Below are 19,138 nucleotides of genomic sequence, written 5' to 3' on the forward strand. Positions count from 1 at the left end.
CCGCTCCGCCGGTTCCGCGTCAGTCCCGCGTCCCCGCCGCGCGCTCCGCCGCCTCGACGACGTTCACCAGCAGCTGGGCCCGGGTCATCGGACCGACACCGCCGGGGTTGGGCGCGACCCAGCCCGCGACCTCGGCGACTCCGGGGTGGACATCCCCGACGATCTTGCCGTGCTCGTCCCGGCTGACACCGACGTCGAGCACCGCGGCGCCCGGCTTGACGTCCTCGGGCTTGATCAGATGCGGCACTCCGGCCGCCGCGACGATGATGTCCGCCTGCCGGAGATGGGCGGAGAGGTCACGCGTACCGGTGTGGCACTGCGTCACGGTGGCGTTCTCCGACTTACGGGTGAGCACCAGCGGCATCGGCCGCCCGATGGTGATCCCCCGGCCGACGACCACCACATTGGCCCCGGCGATCTCGACGTCGTGGTGCCGGAGGAGCTGGACGATGCCGTACGGGGTGCAGGGCAGCGGCCCCGGCACGCCGAGCACCAGCCGTCCCAGGCTCACCGGGTGCAGCCCGTCGGCGTCCTTCGCCGGGTCCATCAGCTCCAGGACGCGATTGGTGTCGATGCCCTTCGGCAGCGGCAACTGGACGATGTAACCGGTGCACTCGGGGTTCTCGTTCAGCTCCCGGACGACCGCCTCGATCTCCTCCTGCGTGGCGGTGTCGGGGAGTTCGCGCTGGATCGACCCGATGCCGACCTGGGCGCAGTCGCGGTGTTTCCCGTTGACGTACCAGCGGCTGCCCGGGTCGTCGCCGACCAGCAGGGTGCCGAGACCGGGGACCACTCCCTTCTCCTTGAGCGCCGCCACGCGGGCGGTCAGTTCGGACTTGATCGCGGCTGCGGTGGCCTTGCCATCGAGAATCTGGGCGGTCATACCCCCATCCTCGCGGATGGACCCGTCCCGGTTCCAATCCCGGGCCCGCTCCGGCCCCTCCTCCCGCGCCCGATCGCCCTTCCACGGTGCGGAAAACGGTCGAAACCACAGATTGCGCTTGCACAACACTCGTCCCACCGGCTGGACAATACGTCTGTAAGAAGCACACGATGATGGGGTTATCGTGCCGCGGCGGGTTCGGGGGGAAAATCCGCAGACCCGCTCGCTGCTCTCCTCCCGCACGGGCCGCGCCATCCCCGGCGCACCATCCAACGGAGGAATCTCGCCATGAGTTTCGGCGACCCCAACAACCCCTACGGCCAGCCCCAGGGCCAGCAGCCGCCGCAGCAACCGTACGGCCAGCAGCCCGGCTACGGCTATCCGCAGCAGCAGGGCCAGCCCGCGTACGGCCAGCCCCAGTACGGCTACCCCGCTCCCCCGCCCCAGGTCCAGCCCTACGACGCCTACCCGGGCGGCGGCTTCCCCGGCGGCCCGGGCGGGATGCCCGAGCTGGCGCACTGGGGGCTGCGCGTCGGCGCGTTCCTGATCGACATGCTGATCGTGCTGGTCCCGTACATCGTGCTCGGCACGATCGGCGCCGTCGCCGAATCGGGCATCCTCATGCTCGCGGGCTGGGTACTGATGATCGGTCTGATGCTGGGGCTGAAGGCCCAGGAGGGCAGCACCGGCCAGACCCCCGGCAAGAAGGCCGCGGGCATCAAGCTGCTGCGCGAGCGCGACGGACAGACCGTGGGCTTCGGTATGGCCGTCGTCCGGTACCTCGCCCACATCCTCGACGGCCTGCCCTGCTACGTCGGCTACCTCTGGCCGCTGTGGGACGACAAGAAGCAGACGTTCGCCGACAAGGTCTGCTCCACCGTCGTCGTCAAGGTCTGAATCCGCTTCCCGACGGCCGGTCCTGTCCGCCGTCGCGGCGGACCCGTACGCACGAGGCCGCGCACCCTCCCCGGGGTGCGCGGCCTCGCCGCGTAAGGCTGCCTGCGAATCAGTGGAAGAAGTGCCGCGTCCCGGTGAAGTACATCGTCGCCCCCGCCTTGCGGGCGGCCTCCGCCACCAGCTCGTCCCGGACCGAACCGCCGGGCTGGACGATCGCCTTCACCCCGGCCTCGATCAGGATCTCCGCCCCGTCCGGGAACGGGAAGAAGGCGTCGGACGCGGCGTACGAGCCCCGGGCCCGCTCCGCCCCGGCCCGCTCGACCGCCAGCTTCGCCGAGTCGACCCGGTTGACCTGGCCCATCCCGACGCCGACGGACGCGCCGTCCTTGGCGAGCAGGATCGCGTTCGACTTGACGGCCCGGCAGGCCCGCCAGGCGAACGCCAGCTCGGCCAGCTCGGCGTCCGACAGCGGCTCGCCGGTCGCCAGGGTCCAGTTCGCCGGGTCGTCACCGGCGGCCTGGAGCCGGTCGGTGACCTGGAGCAGCGCGCCGCCCTCGATGGGCTTCAGCTCCACGGCCGACCCGGGCGCGTCCGCGCACCGCAGGACCCGGATGTTCTTCTTCTTCGCCAGGACCTCGACCGCGCCGTCCTCGTAGGCCGGGGCCACGACGACCTCGGTGAAGATCTCGGCGACCTGCTCGGCCATCGCCACCGACACCGGCCGGTTGACCGCGATCACCCCGCCGAAGGCGGAGAGGGGGTCGCAGGCGTGCGCCTTGCGGTGGGCCTCGGCGACATCCGCGCCGATCGCGATCCCGCACGGGTTGGCGTGCTTGATGATCGCGACACACGGCTCGGTGTGGTCCCAGGCGGCGCGCCAGGCGGCCTCGGTGTCCGTGTAGTTGTTGTACGACATCTCCTTGCCGTGCAACTGCTCGGCGCCGGGCAGCCCGCCGGTGCCGTCGACGTAGAGCGCCGCGCCCTGGTGCGGGTTCTCGCCGTAGCGCAGCACCCCGGCCCGCCGGTAGGTCGCGCCCAGGAACTCGGGGAACGCGGGGGCGGTGTCGGCCTCGGCCTGCTCGCCGGAACCGTCCCCGGCCGACTCGGCGGCCTCCAGCGCCGGGATCCGGTCCGCGAACCAGTTGGCGACATCGACGTCGTACGCGGCGGTGTGCGCGAACGCCGCGGCCGCAAGACGCCGCCGGGCGGCCAGGCCGAACCCGTCGTCCGCGACGGCCTTCAGCACGTCCGCGTACTGGCCGGGGCTGGTGACAACCGCCACCGACGGATGGTTCTTGGCGGCGGCCCGGACCATCGAGGGGCCGCCGATATCGATCTGCTCCACGCACTCGTCGTACTCCGCGCCGGACGCGACGGTCGCCCGGAACGGGTACAGGTTCACGACCACCAGATCGAAGGGCTCGACGCCCAGCTCGGCCAGCTGCTCGCGGTGGGAGTCCAGCCGCAGGTCGGCGAGGATCCCGGCGTGGACCCGCGGATGCAGGGTCTTGACCCGGCCGTCCAGGCACTCGGGGAAACCGGTCAGGTCCTCGACCCTGCCGACCGGGACCCCGGCCGCGGCGATCCGCCCGGCGGTGGAGCCGGTGGAGACGAGCTGGACACCCGCCGCGTGCAGGCCGCGGGCCAGGTCCTCGAGGCCCGACTTGTCGTACACGCTGATCAGCGCCCGCCGGATGGGCCGCTTGCCGCTCGTGGCAGCCTCAACAGTCACGGGAAAACAACCTTTCGTCCCTCGATGCGATAGCCGTCCCTGGCCAGCCGGCCGACGACTTCGACGAGCAGCGCGCGCTCGATTTCCTTGATGCGCTCGTGCAGAGCGGCTTCGTCGTCCTCGTCCCGGACCTCCACCACGCCCTGCGCGATGATCGGCCCGGTGTCGACACCGTCGTCGACGAAGTGGACGGTGCACCCGGTGACCTTGGCGCCGTACGCGAGTGCGTCCCGCACCCCGTGGGCGCCGGGAAAACTGGGCAGCAGGGCGGGGTGCGTATTGACGCAGCGCCCGCCGAAACGGGCGAGGAACTCCTTGCCCACGATCTTCATGAAGCCCGCCGAGACGACCAGATCGGGCTCGTATCCGGCGGTGGCCTCGGCCAGCGCCGCGTCCCACGCCTCACGGCTCGGGAAGTCCTTCACCCGGCGGACGAACGTCGGCAGCCCGGCGCGCTCGGCCCGGTCCAGACCGGCGATGCCGGAGCGGTCGGCCCCGACGGCGACGATCCGGGCGCCGAAGCCGTCCGGACCGTTCGGATCGGCGTCGATCGCGTCGAGCAGGGCCTGGAGATTCGTTCCGGAACCGGATACGAGGACGACGATCCGGGCCGGTGAGGAGGGGTCGCGGCGGGCCTGGTCGTGGTCGGATCGGTCAGGAGCGGGGGCCACGGCGGGGTCTCTTTCGTGTACGGCTCGACTTTGTGTGGTCGTACAAACGAATCGTGTCCCTCAATACGGGGAACTCTACGAAAGGGCCGACCGTCAGCAACGATACCGGCACACAGAACGGCCCCCACGGGACGGGGGCGCGCCCGGGAGGTAGCGTCAGGGGACAACCACCCGTCCCCGACGGGCACGACGACGACACAAAGACCGGCAGCACACGAACCGTGCACCGGGTCTGAGGGGAAGACGTTCACCAGATGCGGGACCGACGCCGCCGTACGGACCTCCTGTTGCCGCGGGAGCGCCAGTCCACCGACGACAACAATCCCTTCGCGCCGCCGCCGGAGGGCAGGCCGGACCAGCCCTGGCAGCCGCGCCATCCCGACGGCACCGCCACGGACGGCGACGGCGGACCCGGTTCCGGTTCCGGTTCCGGTTCGTCCGGGGGCAATGGCGGAAACGGCGGCAGCGGCTCGGGCGACGGCTCCGGGTCCGGCGATTCCGGTTCCGGTTCGTCCGGTGGCCGCTCGGGCTGGGGCGGCCAGTGGAGCAGCCGCCAGCCCGGCCGCTCCTCCAACGGCGGCTTCGGCGGCCGCCCCGGCTCCAACTCCCAGGACGGCGGCGACCGGAAGCCGGGGCCCAGATGGGACCCCACCGACCCGGCGCAGCGACATGCCCGCTACGCCATGATCGCGGGCCTCTGGGCCCTGTTCTTCACGCTCTTCTTCGACTTCCCGGAGATCGGCCTGCTGCTCGCCGCGCCCGGTCTGTACTGGGCGATCAGCGCGCTGCGGACCGGCCCGAAGGCCCCGGACCAGGCGTCGCAGGCCGGCGGGCTGACCCCGCAGGTGGTCCGGCGCACCCAGAAGACCAGCGCCATCGCCGGTCTGGTGATGTCAGCGGTCACCCTGCTGGTGGTGGGCTCGATGTACACGGCGCAGCTGGTCTACCGCGACTTCTTCGTCTGTGAGCGGGACGCGCTGACGAAGACGGCGCAGTCCGCGTGCAACAGCAAGCTGCCGGAGCCGCTGCGGGACGTCTACGGCGTCAAGGACTGATCCGGCCACCTGGCCGACGGCGGGCCCGGTCCGGGGGATTCCCCGGACCGGGCCCGTCGGCGTACGGCCTGCTTCCGGCTCCGTTTCCGGTTCCGGATGCGGTTGCGGTTGCGGCTTCGGTAGTGGTCGCGGTCGCGGTCGCGGTTCAGTCGTGGGGCTGGTCCGTGGGGGTGGGCTTCGGAGCCGGGTCCGGCTTCTGCCTCGGCTTCCGGGTCCGCTTCGGTACGGCGCCGGGGGCCGACGGCCACGGACTCGGCGGGGCCGCCCACGGGCGGGCCGGATCCGACGTGGCGGCCGGGGGCATCGGAGACGTCGCGGGCGTCGGAGGCGTCGGAGGCAGGAAGTCGTACGGCCCCGCCGCCTCGTCCAGGGCGTCCAGTACCTCCAGCGCCGACGCCCGCGCCGGGGGCTCGGGGTCCTTGCGTACCGCCTTTGCGTCGGGCTCGGCGGCCGGGCGGGCGTCCGGCTTCGCGTCGGCCCCGGTCTTCGGCCCCTGGGCGCGCGCCTCGGCGGGGGCGGACACCGGGCGGGTGCGCGGGGGCCGCCGGAGGGACACGCGTGGCGCCGTGCCCGTGCCCGTACCTGCTCCCGTGCCTGTTCCCGGGGCGTCGCCTCCGGTGGCCGGGCCCGGCGCGGGTGGCCCGGGCATGCCCGCGCCGGGTGCCGTGGAGAGCGCGTCGGCCGTTCCGGTTCCGGTTCCGGGTGGCGAGGGCCGGTACCACGGCCGTCCCGTACCCCGCTCGCGCCAGATCCGCAGCACCAGCGCCACCGGTACCCCGAGCACCGCCGTCCACACCAGCGCCGCCGCCCCCGTCAGCCACCACACCGGACCGAACTCCGCCAGCCGGTGAGTACCCAGCGGACCACCCGACGCCGCCGCGAGCAGCGCCGCCGCGACCCCGCACAGCACGGCCCCCAGCAGCGCGTCGAGCGCCGTGTCCCGACGGCGTACGAAGCTCCCCGCACCGCCCGCGCGCCCCGCCGGGCCGCCCCGGGGCGCGGCGGCGAACCAGCCGACCGCCAGCCCCGCCGCCACCGGAACCACCACGGCCGACCAGTTCAGCCAGGTCCCCGGGCCCTCGCCGGGGACGACCGCGACCAGGGGAAAGGGCGGCAGCGCCGGGTCGCCGTAGAGCGCCAGGGGCGTCGCGGTCGCCTCCGTACCGACGGCGAAGCCGGGGCCCAGACCATACGAAGCAGCCCATACCGCCGCATTGGGCACCAGCACGATCCCCAGCAGCAGAACCGCGAGCCGCCCCGACCAGACGGCCGAGAGATGGAGGAAGGAGTCCTGGGTGGCGTCGGCGTGCCAGACCAGGGACACCGCCACCAGCAGGGCACCGCCGCCGAGCAGTACGGCGGTGGCCGCCGTCGCGGTCCGGACGGCGGCCCCGGCCCGGCTGCCCGGCAAGAACGCCCTGGTCAGCCCGATCCGAAGCCTGTCCGGGAGCCGGCCCGACAGCGGTCCGCAGGGGCGGCCGTTCGCGGTCCAGGCACCCGCCGTCGCGGCGACCGGGACGAGCAGCAGCAGATGGCCGACGGCGCTCAGCGGGTCCGGGGCGATCGCGCCACCGGCCGCGTAGGCGGTCGTGGCCAGCCCGACCAGCAGATATCCGAGGGTCACGGCGACCACGGCACCGCGTGCGGACGGGCGGGGGCGGCGCCCCTCGGGATCGGGCACGAGGGGGTCGCGGGCGGCCCGGTGCACCAGCAGGGCGGGCAGCAGGACCAGCAGCAGCGGAGTGATTCCGACCGGCGCGACGGCGCCGTAGAGACTGTCGGATCGTACGAGTTCGGTGCCGTGGGCCAGCAGCCAGAGGGAGGCCGCGACCCGGAGCGCGCCGTGCGGACCGCTGTCGGGATAGGGGGAACTGATCCACACCACCATCACCAGAACGGTCAGAACGCCGAGCCCGAGCCCGGCGGCGGTCGCGCCGCGCAGCAGACAGCCCGCGAGCGCCGCTCTCCGGCCGCCCTGCACCTGGACCGGGATCTGGGGGAAGGCGGGGCCGTGATCGGTCGTCTGGGTCACCGGGCCATGCTCCCAACGACACGCGCTTTCCCGGCGTAACAGGCGAATGACCGTAGTGTCGCTCAATATACGTTTATGTACTTCTATGAAAAGTGCACCGGTCCGGGGGGCCCTTCATGACCCGGAGCACCACCCCCTCCCCCGATCCTCAGTCCGGGGAATCATCCCTGCCCGCACCCAAGGAACGGCGCAGACTGCGCGAGGCCCGCTCGATGACCGAGGAGCAGCTCGCCAGGGTCCTCGGGGTCACGAAAGCGACGGTACGGGCCTGGGAGACCGGGCGGAGTGAACCTCGCGGGCGCCGCCGGGAGGCGTACGCCAAGCTGCTCGCGCCCTTGGACGCATCGAGCGCCCCCGCGCCACCGGAGCCCGAACACCCGATCGGTCAACCACCGCTGACGGCCGCCGCTCCGGAGCCCGAGGCGGCGGCACCCGTAGAAGCCCCGGCGGGCCCGGCGGGGCCCCCGGAATCCGCCGCCCCGGCCGTCGCTCCGGCCGCCGAGCCGGAGCACGTGGCACCCGAACCTGTACCGCCCGCACCACCCGCGCCTCTGCTGCCCCCCGGACTGGCCGCCGCCCGCACCCCGGCGGAGGCGTTCGACACCCTGTACGGCCATGCCGCGCCCGGCCTCGTACGGCAGACGTATCTGCTGACCGGGCGACTGCGGCTGGCACAGGAATCCGTCGAACGCGCCTTCCACACCGCGTGGCAGCGCTGGCCCGAAGTCGCCCGAGACCGGGACCCGGTCGGCTGGGTACGGGCGACGGCGTACGAACTCGCCCTCTCGCCGTGGCACCGGCTGCGAGCCGCCCACCGGCACCCCGACGCACCACCGCTGGACCGGGCGGGCCGGGAACTGCTGGCCGTACTCCTCGAACTGCCGCCCTCGTACCGGCGGACCGTACTGCTCTACGACGGCCTCGGGCTGGACCTGCCCGAAACGGCGGCGGAGACCGAGGCGACCACCCCGGCGGCGGCCCACCGACTGCTGCACGCCCGGGAGGCGGTCGCCCAACGGCTGCCCGACCTGGCGGAACCCGACGCGCTGCGCGCCCGGCTCACGGCACTGCTGGCGGACAGCGGCCCCGGGCAGCAGCCCGCTCCGGCGGCGACGGTACGGACCACGGGAGAGCGGCGGGCCTGGTTCTGGACCCGGGCGGCGCTCACCGCGACGGTGGCCGTGATCAGCCTGACGGGGATGACCCTGGCGACGGCGCCGACCCGGTACATCCCCGAGGTGTCCCCCGGGCAGCGCGTCGGCGGCGTCCCCGGCCACGCGGGCCCCGAACACCTCACCCCGGCGGAACAGGCACTCCGCGACCAACTCTCCACCCACCCCGCCGCGACCCCCGCCCGCCTCACCCCTCTCCCCCGCTGACCCTCTCCCCCGGAACCCGTGGACGGTCCCCACCCGACAATGCCGACCGCGCGCCGTCGTGGCTGGTCGCGCAGTTCCGCCCCCTATGCCTTCGGCAATGGGGACCCCCAGCGCCTTAGCCCTCCGGCTGAGCGTCATACCCCGGAACCCGTGGGCGATCCCCACCCGACAATGCCGACCACCCGCGGTCGTCGGTTGCTCGCGCAGTTCCCCGCGCCCCTAAATGCTCTCCCCGGCAGCGGCCCTGAAAAGTGGGGCCCGCCTCTCGGCAAGGGCGGCGAGGAGAGCAACCCAGGGGCGCGGGGAACTGCGCGAACAGCCACGGCCGGGCCGCGGTCGGGACTCCTCCGGAGGAGGCACTGTCGCCTGCCCGGAGGAGCGGCACCTTCCCGAGGAGCACGCCCGGGCGCGGGGCCCGGGGGGAAACGGGGCCGGGCCCGTACCCCCTGAGTGGGGTACGGGCCCGGGCCACAGCTCCGCGGCGGGCGCGCCCCGGAGGACCACCCGACCGCAGAGGATCGATCACGCGGAGAGGATCGCCCGCGCCAGCTTCGCCGTCTCCGTCGGCGTCTTGCCGACCTGGACACCGGCGGCCTCGAGGGCCTCCTTCTTCGCCTGCGCGGTGCCGGACGAGCCGGACACGATCGCACCGGCGTGGCCCATCGTCTTGCCCTCGGGGGCGGTGAAGCCCGCGACGTAGCCGACGACCGGCTTGGTGACGTTCGCCTTGATGAAGTCCGCCGCGCGCTCCTCGGCGTCGCCGCCGATCTCACCGATCATCACGATCAGCTCGGTCTCCGGGTCGGCCTCGAAAGCCGCGAGGGCGTCGATGTGGGTGGTGCCGATGACCGGGTCGCCGCCGATGCCGACCGCCGACGTGAAGCCGATGTCGCGCAGCTCGTACATCATCTGGTAGGTCAGCGTGCCGGACTTGGAGACCAGGCCGATCTTGCCGGGCTTGGTGATGTCGCCCGGGATGATGCCCGCGTTGGACTGGCCGGGGGTGATCAGGCCGGGACAGTTCGGACCGATGATCCGGGTCTTGTTGCCCTTGGCGACCGCGTACGCCCAGAAGGCGGCGGAGTCGTGGACCGCGATGCCCTCGGTGATCACGACGGCGAGCGGGATCTCGGCGTCGATGGCCTCGATCACGGCGGCCTTGGCGAAGGCCGGCGGGACGAAGAGGACGGAGACGTCGGCGCCGGTCTCCTTCATCGCCTCGGCGACCGTGCCGAAGACGGGTACGGAGGTGCCGTCGAAGTCGACGCTCGTACCGGCCTTGCGCGGGTTGACGCCGCCGACGATGTTGGTGCCGTCGCCCAGCATCAGCCGGGTGTGCTTCATGCCCGTGGCACCGGTCATGCCCTGGACGATGACCTTGCTGTCCTTGGTCAGGAAGATAGCCATGGTGGTGGAGTCCCTCGTCCCTTACTTCGCGGCCAGCTCGGCGGCCTTGTCGGCCGCGCCGTCCATGGTGTCGACCCGCTGGACCAGCGGGTGGGCGGCGTCGGAGAGGATCTTGCGACCGAGCTCCGCGTTGTTGCCGTCGAGACGGACCACGAGCGGCTTGGTGACGTCCTCGCCCTTGGTCTTCAGCAGCTCCAGGGCCTGGACGATGCCGTTGGCGACCTCGTCGCAGGCGGTGATGCCGCCGAAGACGTTGACGAACACGGACTTGACGTCCGGGTCGCCCAGGATGATCTCCAGGCCGTTCGCCATCACCTCGGCGGAGGCACCGCCGCCGATGTCGAGGAAGTTGGCGGGCTTGACGCCGCCGTGGGCCTCGCCCGCGTAGGCGACCACATCGAGGGTGGACATGACCAGACCGGCACCGTTGCCGATGATGCCGACCTCGCCGTCCAGCTTGACGTAGTTGAGGTTCTTGGCCTTGGCGGCGGCCTCCAGCGGGTTGGCCGCGGCCTTGTCCTCCAGGGCCTCGTGGTCCGGCTGGCGGAAGTCGGCGTTGGCGTCCAGGGACACCTTGCCGTCCAGCGCGATGACCCGGCCGTCGGCGACCTTGGCCAGCGGGTTGACCTCGACGAGGAGCGCGTCCTCGGCGACGAAGGTCTTCCACAGGGTGACGAGGATGTCGGCGACCTGGTCGGCGACCTCGGCCGGGAACTTCGCGGCGGCGACGATCTCGGCGGCCTTCTCCGGGGTGACGCCGACACTGGCGTCGACCGGGACCTTGGCGAGGGCCTCGGGCTTGGTGGCCGCGACCTCCTCGATGTCCATGCCGCCCTCGACGGAAGCCATGGCCAGGAAGGTCCGGTTGGTCCGGTCGAGGAGGTACGAGACGTAGTACTCGTCGGCGATGTCGGGCGCGGTCTCCGCGATCATCACCTTGTGGACCGTGTGGCCCTTGATGTCCATTCCGAGGATCTGACCGGCCTTCTCGACCGCCTCGTCCGGGCTGGCGGCGAGCTTGACGCCACCGGCCTTGCCCCGGCCGCCGACCTTGACCTGCGCCTTGACGACGGACTTGCCGCCCATCCGCTCGGTCGCCGCGCGCGCCGCGTCAGGCGTGTCGATGACTTCACCGGCCAGCACCGGTACGCCGTGCTTGGCGAAGAGGTCCCTCGCCTGGTACTCGAACAGGTCCACGCGCGTCCGTCCCTTTTCTGATGATCGCGGTTCCTAGTAGGCGTGGGCGTGCCGCGGAGGGCAACGTGACTGCGATCGTCACAAGGGAGGCGCACACGGTTGACCGGCACGCGGCATGTCCGTCTCGCAGGTTATCCCCGTGGAACGTGGCCTCCTAAATTGCAGCTCACACATGGGTGGTGATAACAGTCACAGATCGCCCACGGGACGGGCCCGGGACCGGGGCCCTTACTGGCCCGGCGGTCAGCGCGCCGCGGTGTCCGGTATGGGCAGCGGGCGCTTCTCGATGGCCGCGGCCATGATGTCCGGGAAGAGGTCGGGAGTGCAGGCGAAGGCGGGCGCGCCGAGCGCCGCGAGGGCCGCCGCGTGTTCCCGGTCGTAGGCGGGGGCGCCCTCGTCGGAGAGGGCGAGCAGGGTGACGAACTGGACCCCGGCGGCCTGCATCGCCGCGACCCGCTTCAGCATTCCCTCCCGGATTCCGCCCTCGTAGAGGTCACTGATCAGGACGACGACGGTATCGGCCGGACGGGTGATGCGCTCCTGGCAGTAGGCGAGGGCGCGGTTGATGTCGGTACCGCCGCCGAGCTGGGTGCCGAAGAGGACGTCCACCGGGTCGTCGAGCTGGTCGGTGAGGTCGACGACGGCGGTGTCGAAGACCACCAGACGGGTGGCGATGGAGCGCATGGAGGCGAGGACCGCGCCGAAGACGGAGGCGTAGACGACGGACGCCGCCATGGAACCCGATTGGTCGATACAGAGCACCACCTCCTTCTTGACCGACTGGGACGCCCGGCCGTAGCCGATCAGCCGTTCGGGGACGACCGTGCGGTACTCGGGGAGGTAGTTCTTCAGATTGGCGCGGATCGTACGGTCCCAGTCGATGTCCCGGTGGCGGGGGCGGCTGATCCGGGCCGAGCGGTCGAGGGCGCCGGTGAGGGTCGACTTCGTCCGGGTGGCGAGCTGCTTCTCCAGCTTCTCGACCACCTTGCGGACCACGGCCCGCGCGGTCTCCTTGGTGGTCTCGGGCATCGCCCGGTTGAGGGAGAGCAGGGTTCCGACGAGATGGACGTCGGCCTCGACGGCCTCCAGCATCTCCGGCTCCAGCAGCAGGGCCGACAGATCGAGCCGGTCGATGGCGTCCCGCTGCATGACCTGGACGACGGAGCCGGGGAAGTACGTCCGGATGTCGCCGAGCCAGCGGGCGACGGAGGGCGCGGAGGCGCCGAGCCCGGCGCCGCGGGAGCCGCCGCGGCCGGAGCCGTCGCCCCGGCCTGAGCCGTAGAGCGCGGTGAGGGTGGCGTCCATGGCGGCGTCGCGGCCTTCGAGGGAGCAGCCGGTGCCGTCGGCCTGGTCGCCGCCGAGGACGAGCCGCCAGCGCCGCAGCCGCTCCCGCGCGGCGTCGGGCCCGGCGGCCGGGGCCGGACCGGCGGCCGGGGCGGGCGCGATGGTGTGGTCGGTGGTCATGTCGCCACCTCCTGAAGGTGTACGGAGCGGTCGTCGGGGGCGCCGAGCAGCAGGCGCAGTACGGGCAGGACGGCGTCGGCCCGGTCCTGGTCGAGGCCGGGGCCGAAGCCGGGGACGGCGGCGGTGTCCGCGGCGGATCCGGCGGCGGCGGCCCGGACTCCGGTGCCCGCGCCCCGCCGGACCAGTTCGCCCAGGGTGCGGCGGAGTCCCGGCTCGTAGGCCGAGAAGGTGCGGCGCAGCAGCGGCAGTACGTCGGTGAAGGCGTCCGGGTGGACTCCGGTGAGCCAGTCGTCGACCAGGCCGAGCAGGCGTTCGTCGTGGAGCAGGAGCATGCCGCCGCCGGACGCGCCGCCGACGAAGCCCTCGATCCAGGCGGCGGCGTCGGGGGGCGGGGTGCCCGGGGAGAGGGCGAGGGCCATCAGCCGGGCGGCCTCGTCCTCGGCGAGTTCGCCGTCGTCGAGGAGGAGCCGGGCGGCCCGGCCCCTGATGACCCCGGCGACGGTGTCCCGGGCGGCGAGTACGCCGAGCACGTCCCGCCAGCGGTCGGGCAGGTCCCCGGCGCCGGGGAGGAGTCCGATCGCGGTGTGGACGGAGTCGAGCCGCTCCCGCATGGCGGCGGCACCGTCCGCGTCGAGTCCGGCGCAGGCGGGCGGCAGTCCGACGCAGATCCGGTCGGCGAGGCCGGTGGCGACCCCGGCGAGGGCGGCGGTGTCCGTGGTCCGTACGTCGCCGTAGCGCAGGGCGCGGGCGAGGGCGGGCAGGGCCTCGGCGAGATGGGCGACGTCGCTGTCGAGCGCCGCGCGGTCGGCGAGGGTCCGCATCACCACGGGCAGGGCGTCGGTGAGTTCCGCGAGGAGGCACTGTTCGGCGAGGACCGTGATGGCGGAGAGTTCGGTGGCGACCGCCGCGTCGTGTTCGGCCCTGGCGGTGGCGGCGGCGAGCACGGTGGTCCCCCAGACCCCGGCCTCGGCGATCTTGACGTGGAGTTCGGGTTCCCAGCGGAGCCGCCAGGTCTCGCGGAAGGTGCCGGTCCCGGTCCGTCCGGCGGCGGGGACGCCCCAGTCGACGCCGAGCAGCCGCAGCCGGTGCAGCAGCCGGCTCTTGGCCGTGTCGGTGTCCTTGCGGAGGTCGAGTTCGAGGGTGCGTTCCAGCGCCTCGGGCTTCAGCCGCAGACTGCGCTGGAGCCGGGTGAGATCGCGCTGGAGGGGGACGGCGGGCGCCGAGTCGGGGACCTCGCCGAGGACGTCGCCGACGATCAGCCGGTCCCGGACCAGTTCGAGCGGGACGTCGGAGCCGTCGCACATCACGGCCCTGATCGCGTCGGTGGTCTCGGTGAGGCCGGGCAGGGGGCGACCGCGCATCACGGCGAGGGTCCCGGCGAGCCGTACGGCCTCGATGACATGGGCCGACGAGACGCCCATATCCTCGTCCCTGAGGAGTCCGGCGACCTTGGTGAGCCATCGCTCGACGGGCCGGTCGGGGGCGCTGAAGAGATGCCCGTACCAGCCGGGCGAGTCGATTCCGGCGCCGTAGCCGCTGCCGCGGGCCAGCCGCCGGTGCGTCCACGGCACCCAGGTGGTCTCGGTCCTGACCTTGGGCAGCCCCTTCAGGAGGGCCTTGTCCGCGGTGATGGTCGTCTTCTCGGCGAGCGCCGGGACGTGCCAGGCGCCGCAGACGACGGCGATCCGGTCGCCGAACTCCTTGCGGGCGGCCCGCAGCCGGAGCCGCATATGGGCCTCGCGGACCAGGTCCCGCTCGTGTCCGCCGTGGCCGTAGGTCTCCCGGAGGGCGGCCATGGCCTCGGCGAGGGCGGTGAAGGCGGCGAACGGGTCGTCGGAGCCGCGGTGTTCGACGACGTCCTCCCACCAGCGTTCGGGGTCGTCGTATCCGGCGGCCTCGGCGAGGGCGGCGAGCGGGTCGATCCGCATCCGGTCGGGGTCGGCGTCCTCGGACTCCGGGGAACCGGGCTCGGCGGCGGGGTCGGGTACGGGTACGAGTACGGGCCCGCCGTCCTCGGCGGGGCCGGACGCGGATCCCCCCGGAACCGCGTCCGGCGCCGCCTCGGCCCCCGTGCCGGTGGTGTCCGTGTCGGCGGTGCTGTCGGTGCCCTCGGGCTCGTCCGGGGTGCCGGTACCGCCGTCGGCGCCCGGCTTCGGTTCGCCGCACAGGGCGAGGGAGTGCGCGGCGGGCAGGTCGATGAAGCGCACCGGGACGTCGTTGGCGAGGGCCCAGCGGATCGCCACCCATTCGGGGGAGAACTCGGCGAAGGGCCAGAACGCGGCCCGCCCCGGGTCGTCCACCGCGTGCGCGAGCAGGGCGACCGGTGGCCGGAGCCCCTCGTCGGCGGCGAGCGCCAGCAGGGCGTCGCCCTCGGGCGGTCCCTCGATCAGTACGGCCTCGGGCGCGGCGGCGGCCAGGGCGGCGGCGACGGCCCGGGCGGACCCGGGGCCGTGATGCCGTACGCCCAGCAGCAGCGGCCCGCCGTCACCGGACGGGCAAGCTCCGGCTGTACGCGCGGCCGCGACCTCACCCTTCCGAGTACCGGGCGGCGCGGTCCGCGCGGCCGGTACGGGGCTTCCGGCCACCTCGGGGGCGGTCTCCCGAACCGTCTCGGCGGTGGCGTTCACCGCCGGTTCGGGCCCTCCGGCCGTTACGGCCGCCGCCCGGACGGACATCCCGCCGGACCCTGCCCGGCCACCGACGGGCTTCCGCACCGACGCGGTGGCCTCGGCTCCCGTCATCGCGCCCGTCGCGATCCCCACCGGTTCGGGCTCTCCGACCGAGACGCCCGCCGCCCGGACAGGCGTCCCGCCGGACCCGGCTCGCCCGCCCGCCGACGCCGCGGACACCGGCACCACCCCGACGGGCTTCCCGGCCGTCGCGGCGGACACGGTCACCGTCGGCACCGGCTCCCCCGCCGGTACGACGGCCGCCCGGACGGACATCCCGCCGGACGCGACCGGCCCGCTCGCCGAGGCGGCACGTCCCGCCGCCGCCCGACCGGTCGGCCCGGCCGGCGCGGCGGTCGCGGCTCGCGACGCGGGGCTTCCGGTAACGGCCGGGACGGGTTCTCCGGTCGGGACGGCCGCCCGGAGGGGCGACCCGTCCGACCCGGCTCGCGCGCCCGTCGGGACGACACGTCCGGCACCCGCCGGGGTCGGCCGCCCGGTCGGACCGGTCCGCGCCGCGGTCGGCGCCTTCCCTGCCGTGGTCATGCGCTGACCTCACGGCAGGCGCGGTAGAAGTCCTTCCAGCCGTCGCGCTCGCGGACGACGGTCTCCAGATACTCCTGCCAGATCACCCGGTCGGCCGCCGGGTCGCGAACCACGGCGCCGAGGATCCCGGCCGCGATGTCGGCGGGGCGCAGTATCCCGTCGCCGAAGTGCGCGGAGAGGGCGAGACCGCCCGTGACCACGGAGATCGCCTCCGCCGTCGAGAGGGTCCCCGACGGGGATTTGAGCTTGGTACGGCCGTCGGACGAGACCCCGTCGCGCAGCTCGCGGAAGACGGTGACGACGCGCCGGATCTCCTCGACGCCCTCCGGCACGGCGGGCAGATCGAGCGACCTGCCGATCTGGTCCACCCGCCGGGAGACGATGTCGACCTCGTCGTCGGCCGTCGCGGGCAGCGGCAGCACGACCGTGTTGAACCGGCGGCGCAGGGCGCTGGACAGCTCGTTGACCCCCCGGTCGCGGTCGTTGGCGGTGGCGATCAGATTGAAGCCCCGGACCGCCTGCACCTCCTCGCCCAGCTCCGGCACGGGCAGGGTCTTCTCGGAGAGGATGGTGATCAGGGTGTCCTGCACATCGGCGGGGATCCGGGTCAGCTCCTCCACCCGGGCCGTCATGCCGTCCCGCATGGCGCGCATCACCGGGCTGGGAACGAGCGCGTCCCGGCTGGGCCCGTGGGCGAGCAGCTGGGCGTAGTTCCAGCCGTAGCGGATGGCCTCCTCCGGCGTACCCGCCGTGCCCTGGACGAGCAGGGTGGAGTCACCGCTGACGGCGGCGGCGAGATGCTCCGACACCCAGGTCTTCGCGGTACCCGGGACGCCGAGCAGCAGCAGCGCGCGATCGGTGGCGAGGGTGGTGACCGCGACCTCGACGATCCGGCGGGGCCCCACGTACTTCGGGGTGATCACCGTGCCGTCGGGCAGGGTGCCGCCGAGCAGATAGAGGGATACGGCCCACGGCGACATCCGCCAGCCGACCGGGCGGGGCCGGTCGTCGGCGGCGGCCAGCGCGGCGAGTTCGGCCGCGAAGGCGTCCTCCGCGTGCGGACGCAGGGCGTCTGCGGGCGGCTGTCCGGCGCTGTCGCCGGTGCTTTCGCCAGTGTCTTCGCCGGTGCTGGCCGCGGTGGTCTCTTCGATGGTTCCGGACACGGGTGTGACTCCCCCTCAAACGTCGTTCCGCAAGGTCGGTCCGAGCTGTTCACCACCCTGCACCACCCCACTGACAATTGACCGTTTCCGCAGGTGGAGGCGGGTTCCAGGGGCGTTGTCAGTGGTGCCGCGTACGGTCGGAGACATGAATGCACCGGGGGTTCGCTGGACGCCGGAACAGGTGCTGTCACTGGCTCCTGACGCGGCATCACAGAAGGCGGGGAACAAGCTCGCCACGGCCGGACCGTGGTCCGGCGCGGGAAGCGACGGAGAGGGCGCCGTCTGGGGGTTGTGCAAGGGCAGCGGCAAGAAGCCGTACCAGACGGTCGTCGACACGACCGGGCCCGCGTACAGCTGCAGTTGCCCCAGCCGCAAGTTCCCGTGCAAGCACGCGCTGGGGCTGCTGCTGCTCTGGGCGGGCGACGAGCACGCGGTGAGCGGCGGCACGGCACCCGACTTCGCCGGGGAGTGGCTGGCCGGGCGGCGGAAGCGCGCGGAACAGCAGCGCGAGCGGGACGCGAATAGTGCGGAGAATGCGGGGAGTACGGAGGCGGGCGCGGCCGGGTCCGGCCGCGCCGCCGACACCGACGCCGCCCGCCGCCGGGCCGAGCGCCGGGCCGAGCGGATCACGGCGGGCGCGACCGAACTGGAACAGCGCCTGGCGGACCTGCTGCGCGGCGGACTCGCCTCGGCGGACCACGGCGGATACGGCCTCTGGGAGGAGACCGCGGCCCGGATGGTCGACGCCCAGGCGCCCGGCCTCGCGGCCCGGGTTCGGGAGCTGGGGGCCATCCCCGGCTCGGGCCCCGGCTGGCACGTCCGGCTGCTGGAGGAATGCGCCCTGATCCATCTGCTGGACACGGCCTGGCTGGGCCGGGACACCCTGCCCGAGCCGCTGGCCGCGACGGTCCGCACCAGGGTGGGGATCAGCTCCCCGGCCGCCGGTCCGGCCGTACGGGACCGCTGGCGCGTCCTCGCGCAGTACGACTCGTCCGACGGCAAGGTCACCACCCGCCGCGTTTGGGTCCACGGCGCCGAATCCGGCCGTACGGCCCTGCTGCTCTCCTTCGGAGCGGCCGGCCGCTCCCCCGGGCTCGCCCTGCCCGTCGGGGGCGAACTGGCGGGTGAACTGGTGTTTCACGCCGGAGCGGGACAGCTCCGGGCCGAGCTGCGCGACGACCACCGGATCACCGGCGAACCGGCCGCCCCGCCACCGGGCGGCCCGGTGACGGCCGCCCTCGCCTCCTACGGGCGGGCCCTGGCCGAAGACCCGTGGCTGGAGAGCCGGCCGGTGACGCTCACCCGAGTCGTCCCGGTCCCCGTCCCCTCCGGCGACGGCACCGCCGACGGATGGCAACTGGCCGACGCGACCGGCGACGCGGCGATCCCGCTGGCACCGGCCGCGCTCTCCAGACCCGGCCTCTGGAAGCTCATCGCCCTCTCCGGCGGCGAACCGGTCACGGTCTTCGCCGAATTCGGGCACTCGGGGGCGCTTCCCCTCGCCGCGTGGTCGCCCGCGGCGGGCGCCGAGCCGATACCCCTGGTCTGACCCGGGTCCCCGCCTCGTACCGGGGCGCGGATCCCGGGGTGGCCCGGGAAGCGCCGGAGTGACCGAGTCGGGTCCGTGGTGGTGTCACGGTCACCACGGGGCCGGGCCCGGTCCCGGGCGCCCGGTACGTCCGTCCGTCGTACGAGCCGTCCCGATCAGCACCGCTCAACGATGAACCGCCGGCCATCAACCGAGGAGTCAGCGTCCAGCACCCGACGACACCCACGTCGAAAGCCCGCTCGGACCACGGAATCAACCACCGGAAACGACATCCCTCAACCGCCCGCCGCATGCTCGCGCCAACCGCACCACTCCCGGCGAGCGACCAGGAACGGCACACCCCTTAACCAGTACGGCCCAAGCACCGCCAAACGCCCCCGCCGGGCCGTCGCCCGCCCCCTGCGCCGGGAGATCATCACCACCATCCTGGTCAACGACACCGTCAACACCGGCGGCTCGACCTTCCTGCACCGGCTGCGGGAGGAGACCGGCGC

At 73.4% G+C, this 19,138-nt stretch carries 14 protein-coding genes; 5 read left to right on the forward strand and 9 right to left on the reverse strand.

From position 1 onward, the window contains the following. Positions 1-19: 19 nt before the first annotated feature. Positions 20-883, reverse strand: coding sequence for a bifunctional methylenetetrahydrofolate dehydrogenase/methenyltetrahydrofolate cyclohydrolase (locus tag AB0G74_RS18685; RefSeq protein WP_361147431.1), 864 nt, complete (start codon positions 881-883; stop codon positions 20-22). A gap of 288 nt (positions 884-1,171) precedes the next feature. On the opposite strand from AB0G74_RS18685, the gene AB0G74_RS18690 reads away from it, so the two are divergent. Continuing rightward, the gene (locus AB0G74_RS18690; RefSeq protein ID WP_361147434.1) at positions 1,172-1,780 is read left to right on the forward strand and encodes an RDD family protein; all 609 of its coding nucleotides are present in this window, start codon (positions 1,172-1,174) and stop codon (positions 1,778-1,780) included. Positions 1,781-1,889: 109 nt separating this feature from the next. Here the strand turns inward: AB0G74_RS18690 and purH are convergent, their stop codons facing one another. Then, on the reverse strand, positions 1,890-3,512 hold the full coding sequence (gene purH, locus AB0G74_RS18695) for a bifunctional phosphoribosylaminoimidazolecarboxamide formyltransferase/IMP cyclohydrolase (protein ID WP_361147435.1): 1,623 nt from the start codon (positions 3,510-3,512) through the stop codon (positions 1,890-1,892). Continuing rightward, positions 3,509-4,183: a phosphoribosylglycinamide formyltransferase gene (purN, locus tag AB0G74_RS18700; protein ID WP_361147436.1), complete on the reverse strand. Its 675-nt coding sequence runs from the start codon at positions 4,181-4,183 to the stop codon at positions 3,509-3,511. Before purN ends, purH begins: the two co-directional genes overlap by 4 nt. Before the next feature lie 254 nt (positions 4,184-4,437). Here purN and AB0G74_RS18705 point away from each other — a divergent pair, with 254 nt between their 5' ends. Then, positions 4,438-5,238, forward strand: a complete 801-nt coding sequence (locus AB0G74_RS18705; protein WP_361147437.1) for a hypothetical protein — start codon at positions 4,438-4,440, stop codon at positions 5,236-5,238. 145 nt (positions 5,239-5,383) lie between these two features. Here the strand turns inward: AB0G74_RS18705 and AB0G74_RS18710 are convergent, their stop codons facing one another. Beyond that, positions 5,384-7,270, reverse strand: coding sequence for a DUF6350 family protein (locus AB0G74_RS18710; RefSeq protein WP_361147439.1), 1,887 nt, complete (start codon positions 7,268-7,270; stop codon positions 5,384-5,386). 116 nt (positions 7,271-7,386) lie between these two features. Here AB0G74_RS18710 and AB0G74_RS18715 point away from each other — a divergent pair, with 116 nt between their 5' ends. Next, a complete protein-coding gene (locus AB0G74_RS18715) occupies positions 7,387-8,649 on the forward strand; it encodes a helix-turn-helix domain-containing protein (RefSeq protein ID WP_361147442.1) in 1,263 nt (420 codons plus the stop codon). 522 nt (positions 8,650-9,171) lie between these two features. Here AB0G74_RS18715 and sucD read toward each other — a convergent pair. From sucD to AB0G74_RS18740, 5 genes are all read right to left on the reverse strand, one after another. Further along, on the reverse strand, positions 9,172-10,056 hold the full coding sequence (sucD, locus tag AB0G74_RS18720; RefSeq protein WP_361147445.1) for a succinate--CoA ligase subunit alpha: 885 nt from the start codon (positions 10,054-10,056) through the stop codon (positions 9,172-9,174). 21 nt (positions 10,057-10,077) lie between these two features. Further along, positions 10,078-11,253 (reverse strand): ADP-forming succinate--CoA ligase subunit beta, encoded by a 1,176-nt coding sequence (sucC, locus tag AB0G74_RS18725; protein WP_361147449.1) that lies wholly within the window; start codon positions 11,251-11,253, stop codon positions 10,078-10,080. Positions 11,254-11,496: 243 nt separating this feature from the next. Continuing rightward, entirely contained in the window at positions 11,497-12,717 is a 1,221-nt protein-coding gene (locus AB0G74_RS18730; RefSeq protein ID WP_361147452.1) for a VWA domain-containing protein, read from the reverse strand. Further along, entirely contained in the window at positions 12,714-15,662 is a 2,949-nt protein-coding gene (locus AB0G74_RS18735) for a DUF5682 family protein (RefSeq protein ID WP_361147455.1), read from the reverse strand. Before AB0G74_RS18735 ends, AB0G74_RS18730 begins: the two co-directional genes overlap by 4 nt. Positions 15,663-15,928: 266 nt before the next feature. Next, positions 15,929-17,095, reverse strand: coding sequence for an AAA family ATPase (locus tag AB0G74_RS18740; RefSeq protein WP_361147458.1), 1,167 nt, complete (start codon positions 17,093-17,095; stop codon positions 15,929-15,931). A 145-nt stretch (positions 17,096-17,240) separates the two neighbouring features. Between AB0G74_RS18740 and AB0G74_RS18745 the strand changes: the two genes are divergently transcribed. Next, on the forward strand, positions 17,241-18,644 hold the full coding sequence (locus AB0G74_RS18745) for an SWIM zinc finger family protein (RefSeq protein WP_361147461.1): 1,404 nt from the start codon (positions 17,241-17,243) through the stop codon (positions 18,642-18,644). A gap of 171 nt (positions 18,645-18,815) precedes the next feature. Then, positions 18,816-19,138 (forward strand): hypothetical protein (locus tag AB0G74_RS18750; protein WP_361147464.1); only part of this gene is annotated, 323 nt, incomplete at its 3' end.

The organism is Streptomyces sp. NPDC020875, assembly GCF_040641415.1.
In the GTDB taxonomy this organism is placed as follows: Bacteria; Actinomycetota; Actinomycetes; order Streptomycetales; family Streptomycetaceae; genus Streptomyces.

Excerpts from the sequence above, each read along its gene's own strand:
- AB0G74_RS18685 (WP_361147431.1), bottom strand. The coding sequence starts at position 883 with ATGACCGCCCAGATTCTCGATGGCAAGGCCACCGCAGCCGCGATCAAG.
- AB0G74_RS18690 (WP_361147434.1), top strand. The coding sequence starts at position 1,172 with ATGAGTTTCGGCGACCCCAACAACCCCTACGGCCAGCCCCAGGGCCAG.
- AB0G74_RS18705 (WP_361147437.1), top strand. The coding sequence starts at position 4,438 with ATGCGGGACCGACGCCGCCGTACGGACCTCCTGTTGCCGCGGGAGCGC.
- AB0G74_RS18715 (WP_361147442.1), top strand. The coding sequence starts at position 7,387 with ATGACCCGGAGCACCACCCCCTCCCCCGATCCTCAGTCCGGGGAATCA.
- sucD (WP_361147445.1), bottom strand. The coding sequence starts at position 10,056 with ATGGCTATCTTCCTGACCAAGGACAGCAAGGTCATCGTCCAGGGCATG.
- AB0G74_RS18730 (WP_361147452.1), bottom strand. The coding sequence starts at position 12,717 with ATGACCACCGACCACACCATCGCGCCCGCCCCGGCCGCCGGTCCGGCC.
- AB0G74_RS18735 (WP_361147455.1), bottom strand. The coding sequence starts at position 15,662 with ATGTCCGTCCGGGCGGCCGTCGTACCGGCGGGGGAGCCGGTGCCGACG.
- AB0G74_RS18745 (WP_361147461.1), top strand. The coding sequence starts at position 17,241 with ATGAATGCACCGGGGGTTCGCTGGACGCCGGAACAGGTGCTGTCACTG.